We start from the raw sequence: 9,522 nt of genomic DNA, 5'->3' as shown, positions 1-9,522 counted from the left end.
CGAACTCGTGGGCCATCACCCGGGTGACGCCGTCGCCGCGCCGGGCCGCGATGGCCAGGCCCGCCGGCAGCCGCTGGAAGCGGCGGTCCGGGATCGCCGCCGAGCAGCGGTACGTCGACATCGCCTACGCACGGCTGGAGGAGATGCGCGCGGACGCCCAGGCGATGATCCGCGAGGGCTACCGGCAGTCGCTCGCCGGCACGAAGGGCTCCCTGGTGGACCGGGACGCGATGGTCCACCAGGCGGCGCTGCGCGCCCAGGCCCTCGACATCGCCGACGACGGGCTGGTGTTCGGCCGGCTCGACCTCGCCCCCGGCGAGAAGCCGTCCGGCGAGGTCCGCTACGTCGGCCGGATCGGCGTGCGCACCAGCGAGCACGACTCCCTGGTCATCGACTGGCGCGCCCCCGCCGCCGAGGACTTCTACCGCGCCACCCCCGAGGACCCGCGCGGCGTCGTCCGGCGCCGCGTCCTGCACTCGCGCGGCCACACCGTCGTCGACCTGGAGGACGACCTCCTCGACCCCGACGCCGCCGACGGCATGACGATCGTCGGCGACGGCGCGTTCCTCGCCTCCCTCGCCCGCGCCCGCGAGGGCGCGATGCGCGACATCGTCGCGACCATCCAGCGCGAGCAGGACGAGGTGATCCGCGCGCCCGCCGACGGGACCGTCCTGGTCCGCGGCGCCCCCGGCACCGGCAAGACGGCGGTCGCCCTGCACCGCGTCGCCTACCTGCTGTTCCGGCACCGCCGCCGGTTCGGCTCGCGCGGCGTGCTGGTGGTCGGCCCGAACCGCCGCTTCACCGCCTACATCGAGCGGGTGCTGCCGTCCCTCGGCGAGGGCTCGGCGACGCTCCGCTCCCTCGGCGACCTCGTCGACGGCGTCACCGCGACCGTCCACGACACGCCCCCGCTCGCCGCGCTGAAGGGGTCGGAGGCGATGGCGGCCGTGCTGCGGCGCGCCGTCGCCGACCACGCCCCCGGCGCGCCCGACGAGCTGCGCGTGGTGTTCAAGGGCGTCGTCGTCTCCCTCGACCGGCGGACCCTCGACCGCGTCCGCAACGACGTGCACCGGCGCAGCCGGGGCAGCGTGAACGCGGCCCGCCGCCAGGTCGCCGAGATGCTGCTGGACGCCCTGTGGCGGCGGTTCACCGACCTCGGCGGCCCGGAGGCCGCCCGGGAGGCGGAGGGCGCCGAGGCCGGCCTGTGGAACGCGATCCTCGCCGCCGACGGCCTCGCCTCCCTGGACGACGAGACCGGCCGCCCCGCGGGCGACGGCACGCCCCGCGAGCAGTTCGACGCGCGCGTCCGCGAGCAGCGCGAGTTCGCCGACTTCCTCGTGGCGTTCTGGCCGATCCGCCGCCCCGCCGACGTGCTCCGCTCGCTCGGCGACCCGGACCGGCTGCGCCGCGCCGCCGGGCGCGAGCTGCACCGCGACGACGTCGCCCGGCTCGCGGCGTCCTGGGCCGCCCCCGCCGGCGGCGACGCTCCGTTCAGCTACCAGGACGTCGCCCTGATCGACGAGCTCGACGCGCTGCTCGGCTCGCCGCCGCGCCCGTCCCGCCGCCGCGCGTCCGCCGCCGCCGACGACCCGTTCGTGGTCGACGGTGTCAACATCCTCACCGGCGAGGAGGTCGCGGAGGACGACTGGGAGCCGGAGATGCAGGAGCTCACCACGTCGATGGAGCGGCTGGAGCGGTCCCGCCGCGTCGACGACGGCGTGGTGGAGGAGCGCCCCGAGTACGCGCACATCGTCGTGGACGAGGCGCAGGACCTGTCGCCGATGCAGTGGCGGATGCTCGGCCGCCGGGGCCGCCAGGCGAGCTGGACGGTCGTGGAGGACCCGGCGCAGAGCGCCTGGGAGGACCTCGCCGCCGCCCGCACGGCCATGGAGGCGGCGCTCAGCGGGGAGCGCCCGTCGTCCCGGAACCGCCGCCGCCGCAAGCCCGCGCCGCGCCGCACCCGGCACGAGTACGAGCTGACGACGAACTACCGCAACTCCACCGAGATCGCCGCCGTGTCCGCGCGAGTGCTGGCGCGCGCGCTGCCCGAGGCGCGGCCGGCCCGTGCCGTCCGCTCCTCGGGGATCGCGCCGGTCGTCCGCGTCCTCCCCGAGGCCGGGCTCCCCGCCGCCGCGCGGGAGGCCGCCGAGGAGCTGCTCGGGCAGGTCGAGGGGACGATCGGCGTGATCGTCCCGTTCCATCCGGCCGAGGCGCACGACGAGGGCACGATCCCGCTGCCGCACGAGATCGCGTCCGCGCGGTGGGACGCCGCCGCCCGCGCGCGCCTCGCCGCCGGGCTGCCCGACCGCGTCCAGGTCCTCGACGTGCTGGAGGCCAAGGGCCTGGAGTTCGACGCCGCGGTGATCGCCGCCCCCGAGACGGTCGCCGCGCAGTCGCCCAACGGGCTCCGCGTCCTGTACGTGGCCGTCTCCCGCGCCACCCAGCACCTGGTCGTCCTGACGTCCGCGCCGGAGTGGGAGGGCATCCTGCTGTCCGGCTGACGCCCGCAGCGCGGGCCGGGCCCGGATCCGCGGATCCGGGCCGGGTGCCCGCCGGTCAGTTCTCCAGCCCGGCGAACGCGCCGGGCTCGTACGAACCGCCCTTGCTGTGGCAGATCACGCCGAGCCGGTTCGCCGCGTTGATCATCGCGACGAGGTAGACGAGCGCGGCGATCTGGTCGTCGTCGTAGTGCTCGCGCACCAGCGCCCACGTCTCGTCGGACACGCCGCGGTGGGCGTCGGCGAGCCGGGTGCCCTCCTCGGCGAGCGCCAGCGCGGCCCGCTCCGCCTCGGTGAACACGGTCGACTCGCGCCAGGCGGCGACCAGGCTCAGCCGGACCGCGGTCTCCCCCGCCGCCGCGGCGTCCTTGCTGTGCACGTCCACGCACCAGCCGCAGCCGTTGATCTGGCTGGCGCGCAGCATCGCCAGATTCTGGACGCTCTGGGGCAGCGACGACTGCTGGATCGCCAGGCTGACGTTGAAGAACCGCTTGCCGATCTTGGCGCCGAGCGCGTTGCTCATCAGGTCGAACCGGGATTCCATGGCTTCTCCTCTGCAGCGGGCTCCGTAGTGGGCTCCGTGGCGGGGCCGTGCGCCGCGCGGCCCGTCCGCGCGGCGTCCTGATGCCATGGAGATGCCGGCGCCCCGGCCCCTGTGACGGCGCCGCGCTGTGACCTACGCCACCGGCCGCACCTGTCACAGGGCGGCGGCGGGCGGCATCTCATGCGCGTGGCAGCCTTGACGACGAGCAGACAGGAGCCGGCGATGAACGACCCCGAGGAGCGAGCCAGCACCCCGCCGGAGCCGGCGAGCACCCCGCCGGAGCGGCCCGGCCGCGCCGACGCCGCCACCGAGGCGTTCGTCGCCCACCGCAACCTGCTGTTCACCGTCGCCTACGAGATGCTCGGCTCCGCCGCCGACGCCGAGGACGTCCTCCAGGAGACCTGGCTGCGCTGGATCGGCGTCGACCTCGACGGCGTGCGGGACCGGCGCGCCTACCTCGTGCGGATCACCACCCGCCAGGCGCTCGGCCGGCTGCGCACGCTCCGCCGCCGCAAGGAGTCCTACATCGGCCCCTGGCTGCCCGAGCCGCTGCTGACCGCGCCGGACGTGGCCGACGACATCGAGCTGGCCGACAGCCTCTCGATGGCGATGCTGCTGGTGCTGGAGACGCTCGCGCCGACCGAGCGGGCCGTGTTCGTGCTGCGCGAGGTGTTCGACCTGCCCTACGACGAGATCGCCGAGGCGGTCGGCAAGTCGCCCGCCGCCGTCCGCCAGATCACCAGCCGGGCCCGGGCGCACGTCGCGGCGCGCCGGCCGCGCGGCCCCGTCTCCCCCGACGAGACCGCCGGGGCACTGGAGGCGTTCCGGCGGGCGATCGAGACCGGCGACCTGCAGCGGCTGCTCGACGTCCTCGCGCCGGACGTCGTGTTCCTCGGCGACGGCGGCGGGGTCGCGCAGGCCGCGCTGGAGCCCATCACCGGAGCCGACCTGGTGGCGCCGCTGGCCGCGGGCCTGAACCGGTTCGGCGCCGCCGCGTCGCTGCGTCCCGCGCACGTCAACGGCTACCCGGCGCTGGTGTTCCGGCTCGACGGCGAGATCGACACCGTCATCGCGGTGCGCATCGACGACGGCCTCATCACCGGCCTCTACGCCGTCCGCAACCCCGAGAAGCTGTCGCGCATGACCGAGGAGACCCCCGTCCTGCGCTGAGTCGCGGCGGCGGGGCGGACGACGGCGGGGCGGACGACGGCGGGGCGGACGACGGCGACGGGGCGCGCGGCGGGCCGGGCGCGGTTAGGCTGGCGCTGCCTCCTTACGACACCGCCAGAACGGAGATCGATGAGCGGCCGGAACCCCGCCCCCCGCCGCAGTTACGGCGGCCGCTCCGCCGAGGAGCGCCGCGCCGACCGGCGGGAGCGGCTGCTCGGCGCCGGCCTCGAACTGTTCGGGACCCGCGGCTACGCGGCGACCTCCATCGAGCGGCTCTGCGCCACCGCCAGCGTGTCCACCCGCAACTTCTACGAGGAGTTCTCCGGGCGCGAGGAACTGCTCACCGCCCTGCACCGGAGCATCAACGAGCGCGCCCGCGCGGCCCTCGACACCGCCTACGCCGAGGCCGCCGCCGACCCGCTGCCCGCCCGCGTCGAGCGCGCGGTCCGCGCCTTCGTCACCGTCACCGCCAGCGACCCGCGCTGGGCGCGCATCGCGTTCGTCGAGGTCATCGGGGTCAGCGCCGGCCTCGAACGGCACCGACTGCAGTGGCGCGCGCACTGGGAGGAGACGATGCTCGCGATGATCCGGGAGGCCGTCGGGCGCGGCGAGGCCGCCGACCGCGACTACCGCCTCACCGTCATCGCGATCATCGGGGCCGTGAACAACCTCGTCCACCACTGGTCCGCCCGCGACCAGACGATCCCGCTGGACGACATCACGGCGGAGCTGACCCACCTGATCCTGTCGGCGATCAGATGATCGGCGGGCGGCCCGTCCGCGTCATGCGCCACGCGGTGCGGTAGGAGATGGGGCGGCGGGGGCCCGCCGGCTTCCGCCAGCCCTCCAGGAAGCCCTTGAACCACGGCTTCAGGGCGCTCGGCTTGCGCTCGCGCAGCAGGGTCATGCCGATCCACACCGCGAGGTAGGTGAACGCCAGCGGCCACGGCAGGTTGCGGCGCGCGAGCCAGACGCGGTTGCGGGCGTTGTACCGGTAGAACATGTCGTGCCGGGTCGGAAGGACGGCCGGGTGGAACATCACCGCGGACGCGTCGTACACGATGTGGTAGCCGGCGTTGAGGATCTGCCACGCGAGGTCGGTCTCCTCGTGGGCGTAGAAGAAGTCCTCCGGCAGGCCGCCGCCCGCGTCGAACGCGGCGCGGCGGATCGCGCACGCGCCGCCGAGGAACGTCGTGGCCTCCGACGAGCGCTCCGGGTCCCCCGCGCGCAGCCGCGGGACGTGCCGGCGCTCGCCCCGCCCGCCCTCCGGGTCGCGGACCCGGAACGACACCACGCCGAGCGCCGGGTCGGCGGCGAACCGGTCCCGCAGGTAGGTGCCGAGGCGGGTGGAGCGGTACCAGCCGTCGTCGTCGAGGAACAGCACCACGTCGCCGCTGGACGCCTCGACGCCGCGGTTGCGGCCCGCCGGGATGCCGACGTTCGTCGGCAGGCTGATCGTCTTGACGCGCTCGTCGTCGAACGGCGGGAGGCCGGCGCGGTCGCCCACGGGGTCGACGCCGTTGCCGACGAGGACGACCTCGACGTCCGCGTGCTCCTGCTCCAGCGCGCTGCGCACGGCGCGGGCCAGCTCGTCCGGGCGGTTGCCCATGGTCAGGACGACGACGCTGAGTTTCACTTCAGTCTCCGGGAGGCCAGGATGCTGACCAGGTGCAGCAGGGTCTGGACGACCGCGACGAGCGCGACGGCGACCATCAGCACGCGGATCGCGACGGGGGTGTCCGCACCGGTCAGGGTGTCGATCAGGGCGGCGGCCAGGATCAGCAGCGACAGCTCGACGGCGCCGATGATGCGGTGGAAGCGCAGCATCGACGCGGCCTGGCGGGCCAGCGCGATCCCGGTCGAGCGGGGCCGCAGCGCCCGGTCGCCGCCGGACGGGTCGGCGGGCAGCCCGGACTTGGCGCGGGCCACCACGACGTTGTCGGTCTCCGCCTTGATCAGCGCGGCGCCGAGCGCGGCGACGAGGCCGAGCTCGGCCCAGCCGCCGTTCTTCCAGCCGCCCTGCGCGGCGAAGCCGAGCCCGATGAGCAGCGAGATCTCCGACAGGTAGTGGCCGATGCGGTCGAGGAAGACCCCCGCCACCGACGTCCGCCGCAGGTACCGGGCGACCTCGCCGTCCACGCAGTCGAGCAGCAGGTAGACCTGGATGAGCAGGGCGCCGCCGAGGGCCGTCCACAGCGCGCCCGTGCCGGACGCGGGCAGCGACACCACGACGCCGGCGACGATGCCGCTCAGCATCATCAGGTAGGTGAGCTGGTTCGGGCTGAACCCGAGGCGCAGCGCGATCCACCCGAAGTACGGGGACAGGTCGCGCATGTAGAGGCGGCCCGCCCAGTGCTCCTCGTTCCGCCGGTCCTTCAGGCCGGGCGGCTGCCCGTACCGCCGGATGTCGGCGACCTTCGCCGCCTTGCGCGGCGGGCGCTCGTCGCCCGCGTCCGGCGGACCGGGGTCGGGCGCGGGCTGTCCGGGGAGCTCAGCCTCCATGGGCCTGGACATACTCTTCCACCGCCTTGAGCGTCTCGCCCTTGTCGAGGCCGAGGTGTTCCAAGATCGTATAGCGGCCGGGACGGGTGCGCGGGGCGTACAGCACGGCCTCCGCGAACTGCTCCTCGGTCAGGCCGACGTCGGCCGGGAACCGGGGCAGCCCGTGCCTGCCGAGGCAGGTGAGGATCTCCGCGAGCCGCTCCGCGGCGGTGTCGCCGGCGTCCGCGCCGCCGAGCCGGCTGGCGCGCAGGTGATAGCAGAACGCCGCGCCGATCCCCGCCAGCTCCCCGTGGTTGGCCGTCCCCGGGTAGAGCTGGTCGATGGCGTGCAGGATCTCGTGGTCGCCGCCGCTCGCCGGGCGCGAGTCGCCCGCGAACGACATCGCCATCCCCGACAGCACGAGGCCCTCGGCGAGGACGGTGAGGAACCGGTCGGACTCGATGGAGCCCGGCTGGTGCAGCAGCGCCTCCGCGGCGGTGCGGGCGACGGTCAGCGCCATCCGGTCGACGCGCTCGCCGCACTGCTCGGCGGCGAGGAGCCAGTCGTCCACCGCGGAGAAGTTGCTGACCACGTCGCCGATCCCGGCGCGGACGAGCCGGTCGGGCGCGGTGTGCACGTAGTCGAGGTCGACGACCATCGCCAGCGGCATCACGACGCCGAACGAGCCCTTGCCCTTGTCGTGCTCCAGGGACGCGACCGGGGAGCAGATCCCGTCGTGCGACAGGTTCGTGGCGACCGACACCATCGGGATGCCCGACAGCGTCGCCGCGTACTTGGTCGCGTCGATCGTCCGGCCGCCGCCGATGCCGACGACGGCCTCGAACGTCCCGCCGCGCAGCTTGCCGGCGAGGCCGACGGCGGCGTCGACGGTGCCGCCCTCGACCTGGAACACCTCGCAGGCGGACAGGGACGGGCGGACGTGCTCGGCGATGTGGTCGCCCTGGCCTTGGCCGACGGCGATGGCCACCCGTCCCTCGGTGGCGATGCGCTTGTCGGCGAGCAGCTCGCCCAGGGCGGCGACGGCGCCGCGCCGCACGTCGATGGAGAGCGGCGCGTTCAGCATCCGCGTCAGCAGGGGCATGGGCCTCCTCGCTCGGGGTCGTCCCGCGTGTGGCGCCGGCGGCGTCAGTAGGTCTTGGCGATCCGACGGGCCTTCTCCAGGTCGTCGTGGTTGTCCACCTCGACCCACTCGACCGCGCCGATCGGCGCGACCGCGATGCGGCCGCCCCGGTTCACCAGCTCCTGGTAGCCGTCCTCGTAGTACTGGTCGGGGTTCGCCTCCCACGTCGCCTTGAGGGCGTCCGCGAGGGGCTCCGCGGCGGCGGGCTCGATCAGGGTGGCGCCGATGTACTCGCCGTAGGCGGTCGACGGGTCCATCAGCTTGGTGATCGTCTTCAGGTGCTCGCCCTCGTCGAGGATGACCTTCATCTCCTCGTCGGCGAGAGTTTTCACGTTGTCCACGGCGAGGAGGATGTCCGGTCCGCGGTTCGCCAGTAGCGTCTTCTCGACGCTCACCGGATGGACCGTGTCGCCGTTGACCATGAGGACGCCCTTGGAGAAGTGCTCCCGAGCCAGCCACATGGAGTAGGCGTTGTTCCACTCCTCGGCCTTGTCGTTGTGAACCAGCGTGATGGACACGCCGTACTTCTCCTCGAGGGCGGCCTTGCGCTCCTCGACCGCGCCGGCGCAGTAGCCGACGACGATGACCACGTCGGTCAGGCCGACCTCGGCGAGGTTGCCGAGCGCGATGTCCAGGATGGTGGTCTCGCCGTCCACGGGGACCAGGGCCTTGGGGAGGGTATCGGTGTACGGCCGCAGCCTCCGGCCCGCGCCCGCCGCCAGCACCATGCCGATCATGCTTTCTCTTCCTCCCAGTCGACCATCACACCGCCGCCGCGACCGGACCGCGCCCACGTGGCGACGCCCTCGCTGCCGAACAGCACACCAAGGTAGGCGGCCAGCGCAGCGTACGCGAGCGGAAGCAGTCCGCAGAGGCCCGCGAAGGCCACACAGAGCATCCGGCCCTCCCAGCCGAGCCCGGCGCGGAGGGCGAGCCCCCGCGCCCGGAGTCCCTGGCGGGAGCGGTACGCGACGTCGCAGTGGTGGAGCGCGAGGACGGCCGCCAGCACGTAGACGAGCGGTGCCGACACTCCCTGCGCAAACCCCAGTACGGCGAGGTAACCATACTCGATCGCGCGGATTATGGGCGGTACGAGCCAGTCCAGCCGTCCGGTGTGCGGATGTCCTGCGGAAGGACCCGCCAGCAGGACCACCACGATCGGGGCGAGCAGCGCGGGCGCCGGCGGGCCGGGCGCACCCGCGGCGAGCAGCAGCGCGGTGACGCCCGCGGCGGCGACCGCGGCGGGCAGCGGTGGGAGCCGGCCGCGCGCCGTCCGGCCCAGCACCAGGCACACCGGCCCGTCGTCGCGGTGGTCCCCGACCTGGACGGCGGCGTTCACCGGTCCGCCGATCCCGGCAGGGGCGCCGCGTGCGCGAACGAGCCGTGCGCGTGCCCGGCGAGGACGAACGCGGCCGCGGCCGAGCCCCACACCAGCAGGACCGTAAAGGTGACCCGGGCGCCCGCGAGCGCGGCGGTGACGGCGATCAGCGCGAACCGCTCGCCGGCCGGGAGCGCGAGCGCCCGCACCGCGCGGCGCGCGACCTCGTTGCGGACGCGGTCCCGCCGCGGGCGCCGGCCGTACCGGGACGCCGCGTAGGACACGTCCATCGTGTGGCGGACCGACAGGAGCGTCAGCGCGGCCACCGCCGCCGCCCACGCGTTCCCGGCGAGGCCGGGCCCGCCCGGCG

At 74.7% G+C, this 9,522-nt stretch carries 9 protein-coding genes and 1 pseudogene; 3 read left to right on the top strand and 7 right to left on the bottom strand.

Annotation, left to right across the window (positions count from 1 at the left end; translation table 11 throughout):
• The first annotated feature begins 50 nt into the window (after positions 1-50).
• Entirely contained in the window at positions 51-2,501 is a 2,451-nt protein-coding gene (locus ABZ914_RS39415; RefSeq protein WP_500199615.1) for a HelD family protein, read from the top strand.
• 55 nt (positions 2,502-2,556) lie between these two features.
• Here the strand turns inward: ABZ914_RS39415 and ABZ914_RS39410 are convergent, their stop codons facing one another.
• Positions 2,557-3,042, bottom strand: coding sequence for a carboxymuconolactone decarboxylase family protein (locus tag ABZ914_RS39410; RefSeq protein WP_500199613.1), 486 nt, complete (start codon positions 3,040-3,042; stop codon positions 2,557-2,559).
• Between the two features lie 222 nt (positions 3,043-3,264).
• On the opposite strand from ABZ914_RS39410, the gene ABZ914_RS39405 reads away from it, so the two are divergent.
• Positions 3,265-4,212 carry an RNA polymerase sigma-70 factor gene (locus ABZ914_RS39405; protein WP_500199612.1) on the top strand — a complete coding sequence of 316 codons (948 nt, stop codon included), beginning with the start codon at positions 3,265-3,267 and terminating at the stop codon, positions 4,210-4,212.
• A gap of 129 nt (positions 4,213-4,341) precedes the next feature.
• Positions 4,342-4,974 (top strand): TetR/AcrR family transcriptional regulator, encoded by a 633-nt coding sequence (locus ABZ914_RS39400; RefSeq protein ID WP_190860237.1) that lies wholly within the window; start codon positions 4,342-4,344, stop codon positions 4,972-4,974.
• Here the strand turns inward: ABZ914_RS39400 and ABZ914_RS39395 are convergent.
• The 6 genes and pseudogenes from ABZ914_RS39395 to ABZ914_RS39370 all read right to left on the bottom strand — a co-directional run.
• The gene (locus tag ABZ914_RS39395; RefSeq protein ID WP_500199614.1) at positions 4,967-5,821 is read right to left on the bottom strand and encodes a glycosyltransferase family 2 protein; all 855 of its coding nucleotides are present in this window, start codon (positions 5,819-5,821) and stop codon (positions 4,967-4,969) included. The two genes, ABZ914_RS39400 and ABZ914_RS39395, sit on opposite strands and share 8 nt — an antisense overlap.
• 23 nt (positions 5,822-5,844) lie before the next feature.
• The gene (locus ABZ914_RS39390; RefSeq protein WP_500199610.1) at positions 5,845-6,714 is read right to left on the bottom strand and encodes a CDP-alcohol phosphatidyltransferase family protein; all 870 of its coding nucleotides are present in this window, start codon (positions 6,712-6,714) and stop codon (positions 5,845-5,847) included.
• Entirely contained in the window at positions 6,704-7,777 is a 1,074-nt protein-coding gene (locus ABZ914_RS39385; RefSeq protein ID WP_190860276.1) for an iron-containing alcohol dehydrogenase family protein, read from the bottom strand. The genes ABZ914_RS39390 and ABZ914_RS39385 overlap by 11 nt, the downstream gene beginning before the upstream one ends.
• Positions 7,778-7,839: 62 nt before the next feature.
• Positions 7,840-8,571, bottom strand: coding sequence for a phosphocholine cytidylyltransferase family protein (locus ABZ914_RS39380; protein WP_190860242.1), 732 nt, complete (start codon positions 8,569-8,571; stop codon positions 7,840-7,842).
• Positions 8,568-9,173: a DUF5941 domain-containing protein gene (locus tag ABZ914_RS39375; RefSeq protein WP_500199607.1), complete on the bottom strand. Its 606-nt coding sequence runs from the start codon at positions 9,171-9,173 to the stop codon at positions 8,568-8,570. The genes ABZ914_RS39380 and ABZ914_RS39375 overlap by 4 nt, the downstream gene beginning before the upstream one ends.
• Positions 9,170-9,522 (bottom strand): annotated as a pseudogene (locus tag ABZ914_RS39370) (hypothetical protein); the annotation flags it as partial. The pseudogene ABZ914_RS39370 and the gene ABZ914_RS39375, both read right to left, overlap by 4 nt.

Origin of the sequence: Spirillospora sp. NPDC046719 (assembly GCF_040645715.1) — a bacterium.
Taxonomy (GTDB): domain Bacteria; phylum Actinomycetota; class Actinomycetes; order Streptosporangiales; family Streptosporangiaceae; genus Spirillospora.
Note: the sequence above shows the minus strand (reverse complement) of the source record. Positions and strands in the feature narration are given on the sequence as shown.

What these genes read in the sequence shown, in the direction of transcription:
- ABZ914_RS39405 (WP_500199612.1), top strand. Translation starts at nt 3,265, where the DNA reads ATGAACGACCCCGAGGAGCGAGCCAGCACCCCGCCGGAGCCGGCGAGC.
- ABZ914_RS39400 (WP_190860237.1), top strand. Translation starts at nt 4,342, where the DNA reads ATGAGCGGCCGGAACCCCGCCCCCCGCCGCAGTTACGGCGGCCGCTCC.
- ABZ914_RS39385 (WP_190860276.1), bottom strand. Translation starts at nt 7,777, where the DNA reads ATGCTGAACGCGCCGCTCTCCATCGACGTGCGGCGCGGCGCCGTCGCC.
- ABZ914_RS39395 (WP_500199614.1), bottom strand. Translation starts at nt 5,821, where the DNA reads ATGGGCAACCGCCCGGACGAGCTGGCCCGCGCCGTGCGCAGCGCGCTG.
- ABZ914_RS39380 (WP_190860242.1), bottom strand. Translation starts at nt 8,571, where the DNA reads ATGATCGGCATGGTGCTGGCGGCGGGCGCGGGCCGGAGGCTGCGGCCG.
- ABZ914_RS39410 (WP_500199613.1), bottom strand. Translation starts at nt 3,042, where the DNA reads ATGGAATCCCGGTTCGACCTGATGAGCAACGCGCTCGGCGCCAAGATC.
- ABZ914_RS39415 (WP_500199615.1), top strand. Translation starts at nt 51, where the DNA reads ATGGCCAGGCCCGCCGGCAGCCGCTGGAAGCGGCGGTCCGGGATCGCC.
- ABZ914_RS39390 (WP_500199610.1), bottom strand. Translation starts at nt 6,714, where the DNA reads ATGGAGGCTGAGCTCCCCGGACAGCCCGCGCCCGACCCCGGTCCGCCG.